The organism is Nocardioides pinisoli, from assembly GCF_024199985.1.
GTDB classification, from domain to species: Bacteria; Actinomycetota; Actinomycetes; order Propionibacteriales; family Nocardioidaceae; genus Nocardioides; species Nocardioides pinisoli.
The window spans coordinates 88,624-105,126 of the sequence record NZ_JANARS010000002.1 but is presented as its reverse complement, the minus strand read 5'-3'; the positions used below and the strand labels follow the sequence as shown (position 1 = coordinate 105,126).

The window sequence follows — 16,503 nt, the reverse complement described above, 5'->3', positions numbered from 1 at the left end:
AGCCGCGAGGGCACCGGACGGTTGACCCGTCCCCCGATCTTCTCGCTAGGCGGGCGCGCCGTCGAGGCCGATGAACGCGCGTACGGCCTCCGCCCCGGTGACCCGGACCGGCTCGGCGCCCCGGACGAAGGTCTCGGGTGTCAGCACGAGGCCCTGGTTGAGCGCGAGCTCACCCTCGCGCCGCTGGAGCCGGTGCACCGTGGTCGGCTGGTAGCCGATCTTGCGGGAGACGCCGAGCGACGCCGGGTTGTCGAGGAAGGCAGCCGAGGTGATCTCCTCGAAGCCGAGGTGGTCGAAGAGCAGCTCGCACATCGCCCGGCGCATGGCCGTCCCGAGCCCGCGGCCCTGGAACTCGCGGCCGAGCCACGACCCGGTCTCGCCGGTCCGGGTCACGGGGAAGTGCCTGGCCGCGACCCCTTGCGCACCGATGACGCGACCGTCGAGGAGCACGGCGAGGTCGAGGCAGAAGTCGTCCGGGGAGAAGGTCGAGCGCTTGCCCCAGTGGTAGGCCGCCGTGTTGCGGGCGAGCTCACCGGGCGGGGCTGCGGTCCAGGGGAAGTAGAAGGGCATCTCGTCGGGCGGGTGGATGCCCTGCTCCGCGAGGTCGCTCAGCTCGACGATCAGGTCGTCGGACAGTCCCCGCAGCTCGAGCGGTCCGGCCTGCACGCGTAGGCCCACGGGCGGGAAGAGGTCGACGAGGGTGCTCATGGGACCATCCCACCCCGCCGGGACCTGGCGGCTCAAATCGTTTACGACGTCGCTCCCACCAGCGCCCTGCTACCACACGCCGAGCCCGGTCGCCATGGCTCGAAGTGACCTCACAGGTTGGCCTGTCCTCGAGTTGTCTGGACCACTCGGCTCCTGCAGAGTGGGGCGCCGTCAAGTACTCCATCCCCCCAGTTCCACAGGAGCACTCTCGATGAACACCACCCGGCGCATCGCCGCCACCGCCCTCGCGACCGCTGCGCTCGTCGCGCCGGCCGCCCTGTCCGCCACCGCCGTGGCCGCACCGGACAAGCCGACGAAGCCGGGCAAGCCGGCGAAGACGGTGAAGGCCCAGACCAAGCAGCTGCTCAAGGACATCGCGGGCAAGGACAAGCGTCTCGCTCGGCTGTCGACCAGCAACGCCGTCGAGTCGCTGGCCGACGACACCGAGGCCGCCGTCGTCGCCAACATCACCGACGCGCGCACCGCCCTGACCGACCTCGGGGCCACCGTCGAGGCGGCCGACAGCACCGTCGACACCCGGGCCGCCCGCAAGGAGCTGCGCTCCTTCCGCGTGGAGAACTTCCGCATCGTCGTCAACGTGGTGCGGAAGGTCGATGGCCTCGAGGAGGCCGCCGCGGCCGACCCGGAGGCCGTCACGCACCTCGCTGCCGCCGAGGACGCCGCGCTGCTCATCACGGCCACCAGCACCAAGGCCGACATCCGCGCCGCGCGCGAGCACCTCGCGGCCGCCCAGGCCGAGCTCGAGGGCGAGACCGAGACCTCCTGAGCGTCGTCGCGTCCTGGTGAGGGGCGGTCACCCAGCCGGGTGGCCGCCCCTCGCCGTCGGTCGGGCTCAGGCGACGACGCTGCGGCCGCGGAGCACCACGCGCGTGGGCGTGCGCAGCACCGACAGGTCGGCACGCGGGTCGCGGTCGTAGACGACGAAGTCGGCCGAGGCACCCTCGGTCAGCCCGTCGACGCCGAGCCACTCCCGCGCGCGCCAGCTCGCCGCGCCGAGCGCGTCGTGCGCCGGGACGCCGATCCGCGCGAGCGCCTCGACCTCCCCCGCGATGTTGCCGTGGCGACTGATGCCACCGCCGTCGGAGCCTGCGTAGATCGGCACTCCCGCCTCGTAGGCCGCCATGATCGTCGCGGGCATGCGGGCGTAGAGGTCCGTCATCGTCTCGGCGTAGGCCGGGAACTTGTCCTGCCCGGCAGCGGCGTGCTCGGGGAACTTGTCGAGCTGCATCACGGTCGGCACCAGCCGGGTGCCGTGCTGGACCATCGCGTCGATGAGGTCCTCGGTCAGCCCGGTCCCGTGCTCGATGCAGTCGATGCCCGCCTCGATCAGGCCGGGCAGCACCCCGTGGCCGAAGCAGTGCGCCGTCACCTTCGCGCCCTCGGCGTGGGCGGCCGCGATGGCGTCGGCGAAGGCCTCCGCCGGGAACGACGGCGCGAGGTCTCCCTCGTCGCGCGAGATCCAGTCGCCGACGAGCTTGATCCAGCCGTCGCCGTTGCGGGCCTCCTGCGCGGCGTAGGACGCCAGGTCGGCCGGCTCCACCTCGTGGGCGTAGCCGCGGATGTAGCGCTTGGTCGCGGCGATGTGCCGCCCGCACCGGATCAGGCGCGGCAGGTCGTCGCGGTCGTGGATCCAGCGGGTGTCGGCCGCCGAACCGGCGTCGCGGATGAGGAGGGCGCCGCCGTCGCGGTCGGCGATCGCCTGCTGCTCGGTGGCCGCGTCGTCGGTGGCACCGAAGTCGTCGAGCCCGAGGTGGCAGTGCGCGTCGACCAGCCCCGGGACGATCCAGCCCTCCGCGACGGTGTCGGCGCCCGGCTGGGGCTCGTAGGTGATGCGACCGGCGACGACGTAGAGGTCGCGCGGCTCGCCGTCGGGCAGGACCGGTCCGCGGTAGCGCTGGGCTGGCTCGGGGGGCATGCGCGGCACGCTATCGCCACACGTGGACGACCGGTGCACCTCGATGCCCACTTCTGGGCATGACGTCGGTCGGGCAGGAAATCACGATGGAGAGCACGGTGCCTGCGGCGGTCGGCGTTCGCGGAGCGGTCCGTGGGCCGGGGAGAAGGAGCGAGCCGTGCCCGTGCCTCGACGTCTTGCAGTGCTGGTGACGCTGGTCCTCGCGTCGACCACCCTCGCCATCGTCACCGCCGCCACCCCCGCGGTGGCCGCGCCGTGCGACCCACCCGTGACCAATCCCGTGGCGTGCGAGAACACCCTGCCGGGGAGCCCCGAGAGCGAGTGGGGCGTCACCGGTGCCGGGTCCTCCTCGATCCAGGGCTTCGCGACCGACATGAGCGTGGACCAGGGGCAGACGATCGGCTTCAAGGTCGACACCAGCGCGTCGTCGTACCGGCTCGACATCTACCGGATGGGCTACTACGGCGGCGACGGGGCCCGCCGGGTCGCGACCGTGACCCCGACCGTGCTCAACAACCAGCCCAACTGCCTCACCAACACGACGACGGGGCTGGTCGACTGCGGCAACTGGACCCAGAACGCGTCCTGGGCCGTGCCCGCGACCGCGGTCTCGGGCATCTACTTCGCCAGGCTGGTGCGCACCGACGGCACCGCCGGGGCCAGCCACGTCTTCTTCGTGGTGCGCGACGACGACGGCGGCTCGGACATGCTGTTCCAGACCTCGGACACGACGTGGCAGGCCTACAACACCTATGGCGGCAACAGCCTCTACACGGGATCGCCGGCCGGTCGCGCCTACAAGGTCAGCTACAACCGCCCGTTCACCACGCGTGGCAACGCCCCCGAGGACTGGGTCTTCAACGCCGAGTACCCGATGGTGCGCTTCCTCGAGGCCAACGGCTACGACGTCAGCTACAGCTCCGGGGTCGACACCGCCCGCCGCGGCGCCGAGCTCCTCGAGCACAAGGCGTTCCTGAGCGTCGGCCACGACGAGTACTGGTCGGGCACCCAGCGGGCCAACGTCGAGGCGGCCCGCGATGCCGGGGTCCACCTGGCCTTCTTCTCGGGCAACGAGGTCTTCTGGAAGACGAGGTGGGAGGACAGCATCGACGGGTCCGGGACGTCGCACCGCACCCTCGTGTCCTACAAGGAGACGCACGCCAACGCCAAGATCGACCCGCTGGCGAACACCTGGACGGGCACGTGGCGCGACCCGCGGTTCAGTCCCCCGGCCGACGGCGGGCGACCCGAGAACGGCCTCACCGGGACCTGGTTCGCGATCAACTGCTGCGCGATCGACATGGTCGTGGGGCAGGCGGACGGTCAGATGCGGTTCTGGCGCAACACCCGCGTGGCCACGCTCGCCGCTGGAGCGACCACGACGATCGGCGACAACGTCATCGGCTACGAGTGGGACGAGGACCCCGACAACGGGTTCCGGCCACCGGGCACGTTCCGCGTCTCGCAGACCACCGGAAGTGGTGACCGTCTCCAGGACTACGGCAGCTCCTACAGCCAGGGACAGGCCACCCACGCGATGACGACGTACCGGGCCGCGAGCGGGGCCCTCGTCTTCAGCGCGGGGACGATCCAATGGGCGTGGGCGCTCGACGGCAACCACGACCGGGGATCAGCCGCCCCCGACGCGGCTGCGCAGCAGGCGACGGTGAACCTCTTCGCCGACATGGGCGTCCAGCCGGACACGCTGCGCCCGGGCCTCACCGCCGCGACCGCCTCGACCGACACCACCGCCCCGACCACGACCATCACCTCGCCGGCCGCAGGGGCGACGCTCCCCGTCGGAAACCCCGTCACCATCAGCGGCACCGCCACCGACGCCGGCGGCGGCCGCGTCGCCGGGGTCGAGGTCTCGACCGACAACGGCACCACCTGGCGGCGGGCCACCGGCCGGGCGTCATGGACCTACACCTGGACGCCATCGACCTCCGGCACGGTCACCCTGCGCGCCCGCGCCGTCGACGACAGCGCCCGCCTCGGCACCGCGGCAACCACCTCCGTGACCGTCGGCACCGGGTCGACCGCCTGCCCGTGCACGATCTGGCCCGGGACCGCCACGCCTGCCGCCACCGACCCGGACAACAGCGCCGTCGAGCTCGGCGTGAAGTTCCGTGCCAGCGCCGACGGCCTGATCACCGGGATCCGCTACTACAAGCCCACGCAGACGTCCGGCACCCACGTCGGGTCGCTGTGGAGCAGCACCGGCACCCGCCTGGGCCAGGCCACCTTCACCAACGAGTCGGCCAGCGGCTGGCAGCAGGCGTCGTTCGCGAACCCGATCCCGGTGACGGCCAACACGACGTACGTGGCGTCGTACTTCACCCCCGGCAAGTACGCCGTCAGCTCGGGCTACTTCGCCACCGCACCGACGACCCGCGGACCGCTCACGGCGCTGCAGAACGGCACCGACGGCGGCAACGGGGTCTACCGCTACACCGCCACCGCCGGCGCCTTCCCCAACCAGAGCTACAACTCCGAGAACTACTGGGTCGACGTCGTCTACGCCGAGGCCAACGACACGGCGAAGCCGACCGTCACCGCCCGCACCCCCGCCCCCGGCGCCACCGCGGTCGCCATGGGCACCGACGTGACCGCCACGTTCTCTGAGGCCGTGCAGCAGTCGAGCATCGCCTTCGAGCTGCGCGCGCCCGGCGGCGCGGTGGTGCCGGCGACGACGTCGTACGACGCCACGAGCCGCACCGCGACCCTGCGTCCGAGCGCCGCCCTTGCGGCCAGCACCACCTACACGGCGGCGCTGAGCGGCGCGCGGGACGTCGCGGGCAACCAGATGGACGCGGTCACGTGGTCCTTCACCACCGACGCACCGGACACCACGAGCCCGACCGTGACCGGCCGCACCCCCGCGGCGGGGGCGACGGGCGTGGCGCTCGGGGTCTCCCCCACCGCGACGTTCAGCGAGGCCGTCCAGGCGTCCTCGATCACCTTCGAGCTGCGCGGCCCGGGCGGCACGCTGGTGCCCGGCACCACGACGTACGACGGCCCGACCCGCACCGCCACGCTCGACCCGGGCAGCAACCTGGCCGCGAGCACCGGCTACACCGCCACCGTGAGCGGTGCCCGTGACGCCTCGGGCAACCAGATGCAGCCGGTGTCGTGGTCCTTCACGACCGCCGCCGTCACCTCTGGCTGCCCGTGCACCATCTGGCCGTCGACCGCCACCCCGGCCGCGACCGACCCGGACAACAGCTCGGTGGAGCTGGGCGTGAAGTTCCGCGCGAGCACCGACGGCTTCATCACCGGCATCCGCTACTACAAGCCCACCCAGACGTCCGGCACGCACGTCGGCTCGCTGTGGAGCCGCACCGGCACCCGGCTGGGACAGGCGACGTTCACGAGCGAGACGGCGAGCGGCTGGCAGCAGGCGACCTTCGCGAACCCGGTCGCGGTGACCGCCGGCACGACCTACGTGGCGTCGTACTTCACACCGGGCAAGTACGCCGTGAGCTCGGGCTACTTCGCCACGGCGCCGACGACCCGCGGCCCCCTCACCGCCCTGCAGAACGGCACCGACGGCGGCAACGGGGTCTACCGCTACACCTCCACCGCCGGCGCCTTCCCCGACCAGACCTACGGCTCGGAGAACTACTGGGTCGACGTCGTCTTCGAGGACGGGCCCGACACCACCAAGCCGACGGTGACCGCGCGGACGCCCGCCCCGGGCGCCACCGGCGTGGGCGTCGCCACCGACGTCACGGCGACCTTCTCCGAGCCGGTGCAGCAGTCGACGCTCGGGCTCGAGCTGCGCGGCCCGGACGGCACCCTGGTGCCCGGCGCCACGGCGTACGACGCGACCAGCCGCACCGCGACGCTCGACCCGACCGCGAACCTCGCGAGCAGCACCACCTACACCGCGAGCGTCTCGGGAGTGCGCGACACGGCGGGCAACCTGATCGACCCCGTCACGTGGACGTTCACCACCGCTGCGGCGGACACCACCAAGCCCACGGTGACCGGGCGCTTCCCCGCCCCCGGAACCACCGCGGTGGCCACCTCGGTGAGCCCGACGGCCACCTTCAGCGAGACGGTGCAGGCTGCGTCCGTGGTCTTCGACCTGCGCGGCCCTGGATCGACGGCCGTGGCTGGCACGACGACGTACGACGCCACGACCCGGACGGTGACGTTCGACCCGACCGCCAACCTGTCGGCCAGCACGACCTACACGGCGTCGGTGAGCGGGGCCCGGGACCTCGCCGGCAACCAGATGGATCCGGTGTCGTGGACGTTCACCACCTCCGCCACCGCCTCCACGTGCCCCTGCACGATCTGGCCGTCGTCGGCGGTGCCGGCGGCCACCGACCCCGACACGAGCTCGGTCGAGCTGGGCGTGAAGTTCCGGACGGACACGCCCGGCTTCATCACCGGCATCCGCTACTACCGGCCCAGCCAGGCCACCGGCACCCATGTCGGCAGCCTCTGGACCGCCACCGGCACCCGGCTGGGCCAGGTCACCTTCACCGGTGGCACGGCGAGCGGCTGGCAGGAGGCCACCTTCAGCTCGCCCATCGCGGTCACGGCCAACACGACCTACGTCGCGTCCTACTTCACGCCGAGCCGGTACGTCGTCAACGGCGGCTACTTCAGCAGCAGCGGCACCACTCGCGGCCCGCTGACAGCCCTGCAGAACGGCGTCGACGGCGGCAACGGCCTCTACCGCTACACCTCGACGGCCAGCACGTTCCCGAGCCTCAGCTACAACTCCGAGAACTACTGGGTCGACGTGGTCTTCCAGGAGGACTCCACCGACACCACCGCACCGACCCTCAACGGCCGCGTACCGGCTCCCGACGCCACCGGTGTACCGGTCGGCGTGCGGCCGCAAGCGGCCTTCAGCGAGTCGGTCACCGGGTCCACCGTCTCGATGGTGCTGCGTGGTCCCGGTGGCCAGGTGGTCCCGTCCTCCACCGCCTACGACAGCGGCACCCGCACCGCCACCCTCACCCCGTCGATCGACCTCGGCTACTCCACGTCGTACACCGTGGAGGTCAGTGGCGCGCAGGACGCGGCCGGGAACACCATGGCGCCGGTCTCCTGGTCCTTCCAGACCTCCGCCGCGCCCCCGCCCGGGATCGAGGACGGTCCGGGCGGCCCGATCGCGGTCGTCACCAGCACCGGCAACCCGTCGACGTCCTACCTCGGCGAGATCCTGCGGGCCGAGGGGCTCAACGAGTTCGCGAACGTACGGGTGTCGACGCTCAGCGCGACCACCCTGGCGCCGTACGCAGTGGTCGTCCTCGGCGACGTGGCACTCACCGACGCCCAAGTGACGGCGCTCACCGACTGGGTGGATGCCGGCGGCAACCTCGTCGCCATGCGACCGGACAGCCGGCTGTACTCCCTCGCCGGCATCACCGCGCAGACCGGCACCGTCACCGACGGCTACCTCGCGGTCAACGCCGCCGTCGAGCCCGGCGCCGGGATCACCACCGAGACCATGCAGTTCCACGGGTCCGCCAACCGCTACTCCCTCAACGGCGCCACCGCCGTCGCGACGCTCTACTCGAACGCCACGACGAGCACCGGGCTTCCCGCCGTGACGCTGCGGAGCGTGGGCACCAGCGGCGGGCAGGTCGCCACCTTTGCCTTCGACCTCGCCCGGTCGGTGATCGCGACCAGGCAGGGCAACCTCGCCTGGGCCGGTCAGGACCGAGACGGCGCCTCGCCGAACCGCTCGAACGACCTCTTCTTCGGCGGGTCAGCGACCGACTGGGTCAACCTCGCCAAGGCCCACATCCCCCAGGCGGACGAGCAGCAGCGGTTGCTGGCCAACCTCGTCACCGTCGCCGCTCGCGACCGGCTGCCCATGCCCCGGTTCTGGTACTTCCCGGGGAGCCACAAGGCCGTCGTCGTGGCGACCGGGGACGACCACGGCAACGGTGGCACGCCGGGCCGGTTCAGCACCTACGCGGCCGCCAGCCCCTCCGGATGCTCCGTAGCCCGGTGGGAGTGTCCCCGCTTCACGTCCTACGTCTACCCGAGCACGCCGATGACGAACACCCAGGCCGCATCGTTCGACGGGCAGGGCTTCGAGGTGGGGCTGCACCCGCAGAACGGCTGCGCCAACTTCACGTCGTACCAGGGCCTGCTGGACACCTACACCAGCCAGCTCAGCAGCTGGCGCGCCAAGTACACCTCGCTCCCCGCACCGACGACCAACCGCTACCACTGCATCGTGTGGAGCGACTGGGTCTCCCAGGCCAAGGCCGAGCTCGCCTCGGGGATCCGGCTCGACACGAACTACTACTACTACCCGGGCTCCTGGATCGCGGACCGGCCCGGCTTCATGAACGGCTCGGGCATGCCGATGCGTTTCACCGACACCGATGGCTCGATGATCGACGTCTTCCAGGCCAACACCAACATGACCGACGAGTCCGGACAGAGCTATCCGTTCACGCCGAACACGCTGCTCGACCGTGCGCTCGGGAGCCAGGGCTACTACGGCGCCTTCACCGCCAACCTGCACACCGACGCCGCGTCGACCTACGAGGACACCCAGGTGCTGGCCTCGGCGCAGTCACGCAACGTGCCCGTGATCACCTCCCGCCAGTTGCTCACCTGGACGGACGGCCGCAACGGCTCATCGTTCTCGGGGCTCTCGTGGAGCGGTGGCACGCTGTCCTTCACGGTCGGCGTGGGGGTCGGTGCCACCGGCCTGACGGCGATGCTGCCGACCACCGGCCCGGGCGGCGCCACGCTGACGGGGGTCCGTCGCGGCAGCACCTCGGTGCCCTTCACGACGATGACCGTCAAGGGCCAGCAGTACGCCGTGTTCGCGGCCGTCGGCGGCGCCCACCAGGCGACGTACGCGCCGGCCGGTGGCACCAACCAGGTCACCGCGGCGAGGGCGACCACGGACGACGCCGGCACGACCTCGCTCACGTGGACGACGAGCGACCCCGGGACGACCGTCGTGCGGCTCGGCACTTCGCCCGCCGCACTGGACGAGGAAGTGGTCGTGAACGGACGCACCACCGAGCACCTCGCCGAGCTCGACGGCCTCGACCCGGCGACGCGCTACCACTACGTCGTGGAGACGCGAGGCCCGGACGGCGGCGTCGTCCGGTGGCCGGCGAGGGGTGCGGCACCCGCGACCTTCACCACGCCCGGTGCGGACCGACGTCCGCCCAGCATCGGTGGTGTCCGGGTCCGCCCGATGCCCGACGGCACGGCGCGCATCACCTGGCGCACCGACGAGCCCGCCACATCGCGGGCCCGCTACGGCCGGTCCGGCCGCGCCCTCGACGGCCTGGGCCTCGACGACCGGCTGTCGCGCCGGCACGTCGTGGTGGTGACGGGACTCGCGCCCCGTCGCGGCTACACGGTCCGCGTCGGGTCGAGCGACGCAGCCGGGAACGCCGCGCCGGCCCGGACGGTGCGCTTCCGGTCGCTCGCGCCGGGGATGGCCATGTTCACCGTCGAGGACTTCCGCACCGGCGAGACCGACGGCCGGTCGCGGCTCGACGGTCGCGGGCTGGGCTCGCTCACCCTGAGCGGGCCGGGATCGGGCACCTACACCTCACGGGTGGTCGACTCCGGGCGCAAGGCGGGCTGGCGGCGGCTCGTCCTCGACGCCGACGAGCCACGGGGCTCGCGGATCCTGGTGCGGGTCCGCGCCGGCGACCGGCCGAGCCCTGACGGCACGTGGTCGGACTGGCGGCTGGCGGCCCCCGGGGTCGGCCTCGAGCTGGACGGGCGCTACGTGCAGTACGCCGTCCACCTGTCCGCCGGCTCGAACTCGCTGCCCACGGTGCGCGGCATCGGGCTCACCCGCACCGGGGGCCCGGCCGGCACTGAGCCGCGCGTCACAGCCGGTCGAGCAGCCAGGACGGGCTGAGCACCTGCGCGGGCGCGACGTTGGCGGCCAGCGCGCGGTCGGCGGTCACCACGACCACCTGGCCACCCGACTCGCCGGCACGACGCGCCTGCTCGATGATCGCGGCGTCCCCGTCCCGCGCGGCGTGCACCGTGAGCACGTGGGCGTCCCGGCCGGCGCGCACGCCGCCCTTGGCCTGCCCCTCCAGCACCAGCACGATCTCGTCGTACGGCGTGTCGGCGACCAGGAGCCGCTCGTGCAGGCGGCGAGCCGCGCCCGCGCGGTCCTTCCACCAGCCGTCGGGCACGGACCCGACGACGTTGGCGCCGTCGACGACCAGGGTGGTCACTTGAGGAACTGGGAGAAGTCCTTGGGCAGGTTGAGCTGCTCGGCAGCCTTCTCGTAGTCGACATCGGCGCCGTCGGGGTTGCCGAAGGGGTTGGCGGCCTTGTCGGCCGACGCGGCCTTCTGCTGGGCCTTCTGCTGCGCGGCCTTCGCCGGGTTGCCCGAGACGCGCTTCTTGCCCTTCTTGCCCTTGGCCTGCGAGGCCTGGCGGGCGCCCGCGCGCTTGCCTCCGCCGAGACCGGGCATCCCGGGCATGCCCGGCATCCCGGGCACCCCACCGCCGCGTGCCATCGACTCCATCATCTTGCGCGCCTCGAAGAAGCGGTCGACGAGCTGGTTGACGTCGGAGACCTGGCGCCCCGAACCCGCTGCGATGCGCGCACGGCGCGAGCCGTCGATGATCTTCGGGTTGTCGCGCTCGGCGGGCGTCATCGACTGGATGATCGCCTGGATGCGGTCGATCTCGCGCTCGTCGAAGTTCTCGAGCTGGTCACGGAACTGCCCCATGCCGGGGAGCATCCCCATGATCTTCGTCATCGAGCCGAGCTTGCGGATCTGCATCATCTGCTGGAGGAAGTCCTCCAGCGTGAAGCCGCCCTTGGTGGCGAGCTTCTCCGCCGCCTTCAGCGACTGCTCGGAGTCGAACGCCTTCTCGGCCTGCTCGATCAGGGTGAGCATGTCGCCCATGTCGAGGATGCGCGAGGCCATCCGGTCGGGGTGGAAGAGGTCGAAGTCGGTCATCTTCTCGCCGCTGGAGGCGAACATGACCGGCTTGCCGGTGATGGAGCGGATCGACAGCGCGGCACCACCGCGGGCGTCACCGTCGAGCTTGGTGAGCACGACGCCGTCGTAGCCGACGCCGTCGAGGAAGGCCTGCGCGGTGGTGACCGCGTCCTGGCCGATCATCGCGTCGACCACGAAGAGCACCTCGTCGGGCTGCACGGCGTCGCGGATGTCGGCGGCCTGCTTCATCAGCTCAGCGTCGACGCCGAGGCGGCCGGCGGTGTCGATGATGACGACGTCGTGGAGCTTGCGCCTGGCCTCCTCGATGGAGGCGCGTGCGACGGCGACCGGGTCGCCGCCGTGCTCGACCCCCTGGGTGTTGCCGGGCTCGGGCGCGAAGACGGGCACGCCGACGCGCTCGCCGTTGACCTGCAGCTGCTGGACGGCGTTGGGGCGCTGGAGGTCGGCCGCGACGAGCATCGGCGTCTTGTCCTGGTCCTTGAGCCAGAGCGCGAGCTTGGCCGCGAGCGTCGTCTTGCCGGCACCCTGGAGGCCGGCGAGCATGATGACGGTCGGGCCGGACTTGGCGTAGCGCAGGCGGCGGGTCTCGCCGCCGAGGATCGTGACGAGCTCCTCGTGGACGATCTTGATGATCTGCTGCGCGGGGTTGAGGGCGCCGCTGACCTCCTCGGAGCGGGCCCGCTCCTTGACCGCGCCGACGAACTCCTTCACCACCGGCAGCGCGACGTCGGCCTCCAGCAGCGCGATGCGGATCTCACGCGCGGTGGCGTCGATGTCGGCCTCGGAGAGCCGACCCTTGCCGCGGAGGTTCTTGAAGGTGTCGGCAAGGCGGTCGGAGAGTGTGGCGAACACGGTGTGGGTCTGTCCCTCGCATCGGTGGTGGATCAGGGTGGACCAGGGCGGGTGAGCGTCTGGTACGACGACCAAGACTAACGGCCACACCCCGCTGGGGCTCAGCCGACGAGCTGAGTCCGCCCGCGCTCAGCCGCCGAGCGCCGTGCGGACGGCGTGGGCGGCGGCCGCGGCCCGCTCCTCGGTCGGGCGCACCCCGCCGACCTCCTGGACGTAGAAGACGTCCACCGCCTGGGGTCCGAGCGTCGAGACGTGGGCGGACGCGACCGTCAGCCCCAGCCCGGCGAGCGTGGTGAGCACGCGGTGGACCACGCCCGGCCGGTCGGAGGTCCGGATCTCGAGCACGAGCGAGGTGCGCGAGGCGTCGGGGCGGACCTCCACGATGGGTGGCAGCTCGCCGTCCGGTCGTGCGGGCAGGTCGGGCAGCCGCTGGGTGCCCTCGACGACGCGACGGATCCGCTCGCGGACGACGCTGGCGTCGAGGTAGGCGTCGGGCACCTCCCAGGCGCTGACGCCCCACTCGCCGTCGGCGTCGACCTGCGCCCACGCGCGGGCCGCGTGGACCGGCACGCGCAGCGCTGCGAGGCCGCCGGCGACGTCGGCGAGCAGGCCGACCCGGTCCGCCGCGACCACCGTGACGGTGGCGCCCACCTCGTGCGGGGTGATCTCGACGGCGACGGCGGCGGGGTCACGTCGTACGGCCTCGGGGACCGCCAGCGACCCGACCGGGGCGACGTGCGCGATGTCGGCGCCCAGCGCCTGTCCGGCCCGGGAGACGAGCCGGTCGACCAAGGAGGCGCGCCACGTGGTCCAGGCCGCGGGCGACGCGGCCCTGGCGTCGGCCTCGGTGAGGGCGCGCAGGAGCTCCAGGCTGGCCGCGTCGGGGACGTGGGTGAGCAGCTCGGCGGTGGTGGCCGGGTCGTCGGGGTCGCGGGTGGTCGCGAGGTCGGCGAGGAGGAGGTGCCAGCGCACCAGGGACGCGACCACCTCGGCGTCGAGGTCGGTGAAGCCCATCCGGGCCACGACCTTGCGGGCCAGCGGCTCGCCGGCCACCGAGTGGTCCTGCAGCGAGCCCTTGCCGATGTCGTGCAGGAGGGCCGCCACCAGGAGCAGGTCCGGGCGGCGGACGCTGCGGATCAGCGCGCCGGCCTCCGCGCACGTCTCGACCACGTGCCGGTCCACGGTGAAGCGGTGGATGGCCGAGGCGTGCGGCAGCAGCCGGATCTGCTCCCACTCGGGCAGGAAGGTCTCGATGCCCTCGACCTCGTCGAGCGTCTCCCAGACCGGCAGCAGCCCCGGCCCGCCGGCGAGCAGGCGGACGAGCGCGTCGCGGGCGGGAGCCGGCCACGGCACGGGCAGGGGCGCGCCCTCCCGCACGAGGCGGGCGGCGGTGGTGGGGGCGAGCACCGCGTCGCGGCTCGCGGCCTCCGCCGCGGCGCGCAGCAGCAGCGTGGGGTCGTCACCGGGCCGCGTGCCGGCGTCGAGGACGACCTCGCCACGCGAGAGGGCGATGCCGGGGGCGATCCGTTCGAGCGCGGGCGTCCTGCGACCCCGCTCCCCCGTCGGCCGGGCCATGACGGCGTCCGTGCGTCGCCACGCCAGGCGGGACAGGTGCCCGATGCGGCGCCCGAGGGAGCGGACGTGGCGCTGGGCCGCCTCGGCGTCGGCGAGCCCGAGGCGCTGGGCCAGCGGATCCCACATCTCGGGGGCGATGCGGTCGGCCGGGCGGCCGGCGAGGTCCTGCACCTCGTCACGGACGTCCAGGAGCATCTGCCGCGCCGCCTCGAGCGCCGGGGTGGACGCGTCGACGAGCCAGCTGGCCTCGATCGCCTTGAGCACGCCGGCGTCCCGCAGGCCCCCCTCGGCCTCCTTGACGTCCGGCACCGACGCGTGGGCGAGCTCGCCGGTGACGTCGTGGCGCTTGCGGGTCATCGCCCTCAGCTCCGGCAGCCGGGTCCGGGCCTGGCGGCGCCAGTCGGCCAGCATCGTGGTGCGCAGCCGGAGGCTCAGGCCCGGGTCGCCGGCGAGGTGGCGGGCGTCGAGCAGCCCGAGCGCCACCCGCAGGTCGGCCGCCGCCTCGAGCACCTCGGCCATCGAGCGGACCGAGTGGTCGAGCCGGCGCCCGGAGTCCCACAGGGGGTACCAGAGGGTGGCCCCCAGGTCGCCGATGTCGAGGCCGTCCTCGTGGACCAGGACGACGTCGAGGTCGGAGTGCGGCGCGAGCTCGCCGCGCCCGTACCCCCCGACGGCGACCAGGGCCACCCCGGCGGCGGGCCCGCCGGCGGCGGCGTACGCCTCCCGGCAGAGCTCGTCGGCCGAGGCGGCCCTGGTCTGGCGTCCTGCTGCGGTCACGGGAGGATCCCCGAGAGGGCGGCCATCAGAGCGCGGACGCGTCCTGCTCGCCGGTGCGGACGCGGACGACGGTCTCGACCGGGCTGACCCAGACCTTGCCGTCGCCGATCCGACCGGTCTGCGCGGTCTTGACGACGATCCCGACCACGTCGTCGGCGTCGGCGTCGTCGACGACGATCTCGATGCGGATCTTGGGGACGAGGGCGATGTCGTACTCCGCCCCGCGGTAGACCTCGGTGTGGCCCTTCTGGCGGCCGTAGCCGCTGACCTCGGACACGGTCATCCCGGCGACCCCGAAGGTCTCGAGTGCCTCGCGGACGTCCTCCCACTTGTGCGGCTTGATCACCGCGGTCACGAGCTTCATGCGCTGGCTCCTTCGGTCTTGGTGGTGGCAGTGGCGGAGGCGGTGGAGGCGGCGAGGACGCTGCTGCCGCCGCCGCTGGTGCCACTGTGCAGGTCGTACGCCGACTCGCCGTGCGCGACGAGGTCGATGCCGTTGACCTCGTCCTCCTCGTCGAGGCGCAGACCCATCGTGTACTTGATGGCGAGGGCGATGACGGCGGTCAGGACGCCGGAGTAGATGACGGCCACGACGACACCGAGGGACTGGTCGGCCAGCGACCCGAGCCCGCCGCCGTAGAGCAGCCCGTCGACCCCGCCTGCGCCCTCGGCCGTGGAGAACACGCCGATCAGGACGGTGCCGACGACGCCGCCGACCAGGTGGACGCCGACCACGTCGAGCGAGTCGTCGTAGCCGAGCCGGTACTTCAGGCCCACCGCCCAGGCGCAGACGCCGCCGGCGACCAGGCCGATCGCCACGGCGCCGGAGAGGTTGACCGCACCGGCGGCCGGGGTGATCGCGACCAGGCCGGCGACGATGCCGGACGCGGCGCCCAGCGAGGTGGCCTTCTTGTGGATCAGGCGCTCGACCAGCAGCCAGCCGAGGATGGCCGCCATGGTGGCCAGCGTGGTGTTGGCGAAGGTGCGGCCGGTCTCGGACATGAAGCGCTCGGTGAACGCCTCGCCCTCCTCGCCGGCGAAGACGATCGAGCCGACGTTGAAGCCGTACCAGCCCATCCAGAGCAGACCGGCGCCGAGCATGGTCAGCGTCAGGTTGTGCGGGCGCATCTGCTCGCGCGGCCAGCCGATGCGCTTGCCGAGCAGCAGCACGAGCACCAGGGCCGCGACGCCGGCGTTGATGTGGACCGCCGTGCCGCCGGCGTAGTCCTGGGCGCCGATGCGGCCGCAGATGAGCGAGTCCTCGGTGCAGCTGAAGACCATGTGGGCCATCGGGAAGTACACGATGAGCGACCACAGCGGGACGAACACCACCCACGCCGAGAACTTCAGCCGGTCGGCGACCGCGCCGCTGATCAGCGCGGCGGTGATGATCGCGAAGGTCATCTGGAACATGACGCCGATGTAGGTGTCGGTGGTGACGCCGTCGAGCCACAACAGCTCGAAGGGGTTGGCGAAGAAGGTGCCCTCGCCGCCGAAGCCCATCGACCATCCGACGGCGACGTAGAGGATGCCGACGATGGCGGCCGCGACGTAGGACATCATCATCATGTTGAGCACGGACTTGGACCGCGACATGCCGCCGTAGAACAGGGCCAGCGCGGGCACCGTCATCATCAGGACGAAGGCAGTCGCCACCAGCATGAAGGCGTAATAGCCGTCCACAGGACCTCCAGGGACTCGAGCACGAACGAAA

At 72.4% G+C, this 16,503-nt stretch carries 9 protein-coding genes; 2 read left to right on the top strand and 7 right to left on the bottom strand.

Annotated elements, in window-relative coordinates:
• Positions 1 to 45: 45 nt before the first annotated feature.
• The gene (locus tag NCI01_RS04465) at positions 46 to 708 is read right to left on the bottom strand and encodes a GNAT family N-acetyltransferase (protein ID WP_254180279.1); all 663 of its coding nucleotides are present in this window, start codon (positions 706 to 708) and stop codon (positions 46 to 48) included.
• A gap of 211 nt (positions 709 to 919) precedes the next feature.
• Here NCI01_RS04465 and NCI01_RS04460 point away from each other — a divergent pair, with 211 nt between their 5' ends.
• Positions 920 to 1,495 carry a hypothetical protein gene (locus NCI01_RS04460; protein WP_254180278.1) on the top strand — a complete coding sequence of 192 codons (576 nt, stop codon included), beginning with the start codon at positions 920 to 922 and terminating at the stop codon, positions 1,493 to 1,495.
• 66 nt (positions 1,496 to 1,561) lie between these two features.
• Here NCI01_RS04460 and NCI01_RS04455 read toward each other — a convergent pair whose 3' ends face one another.
• Complete coding sequence (locus NCI01_RS04455; RefSeq protein WP_254180277.1) at positions 1,562 to 2,644, bottom strand: amidohydrolase family protein; 1,083 nt, start codon at positions 2,642 to 2,644, stop codon at positions 1,562 to 1,564.
• Between the two features lie 157 nt (positions 2,645 to 2,801).
• On the opposite strand from NCI01_RS04455, the gene NCI01_RS04450 reads away from it, so the two are divergent.
• On the top strand, positions 2,802 to 10,517 hold the full coding sequence (locus NCI01_RS04450) for a DUF4082 domain-containing protein (protein ID WP_254180276.1): 7,716 nt from the start codon (positions 2,802 to 2,804) through the stop codon (positions 10,515 to 10,517).
• Here NCI01_RS04450 and NCI01_RS04445 read toward each other — a convergent pair.
• The 5 genes from NCI01_RS04445 to NCI01_RS04425 all read right to left on the bottom strand — a co-directional run bounded on the left by NCI01_RS04445 (position 10,486) and on the right by NCI01_RS04425 (position 16,472).
• Positions 10,486 to 10,845 carry an NYN domain-containing protein gene (locus NCI01_RS04445; RefSeq protein WP_254180275.1) on the bottom strand — a complete coding sequence of 120 codons (360 nt, stop codon included), beginning with the start codon at positions 10,843 to 10,845 and terminating at the stop codon, positions 10,486 to 10,488. The two genes, NCI01_RS04450 and NCI01_RS04445, sit on opposite strands and share 32 nt — an antisense overlap.
• A complete protein-coding gene (ffh, locus tag NCI01_RS04440; RefSeq protein WP_254180274.1) occupies positions 10,842 to 12,437 on the bottom strand; it encodes a signal recognition particle protein in 1,596 nt (531 codons plus the stop codon). The genes NCI01_RS04445 and ffh overlap by 4 nt, the downstream gene beginning before the upstream one ends.
• 129 nt (positions 12,438 to 12,566) lie before the next feature.
• Positions 12,567 to 14,789: a [protein-PII] uridylyltransferase gene (locus NCI01_RS04435; RefSeq protein WP_254180273.1), complete on the bottom strand. Its 2,223-nt coding sequence runs from the start codon at positions 14,787 to 14,789 to the stop codon at positions 12,567 to 12,569.
• Between the two features lie 25 nt (positions 14,790 to 14,814).
• A complete protein-coding gene (locus NCI01_RS04430) occupies positions 14,815 to 15,153 on the bottom strand; it encodes a P-II family nitrogen regulator (protein ID WP_210438240.1) in 339 nt (112 codons plus the stop codon).
• A complete protein-coding gene (locus NCI01_RS04425; RefSeq protein ID WP_254180272.1) occupies positions 15,150 to 16,472 on the bottom strand; it encodes an ammonium transporter in 1,323 nt (440 codons plus the stop codon). Before NCI01_RS04425 ends, NCI01_RS04430 begins: the two co-directional genes overlap by 4 nt.
• Positions 16,473 to 16,503 lie beyond the last annotated feature (31 nt).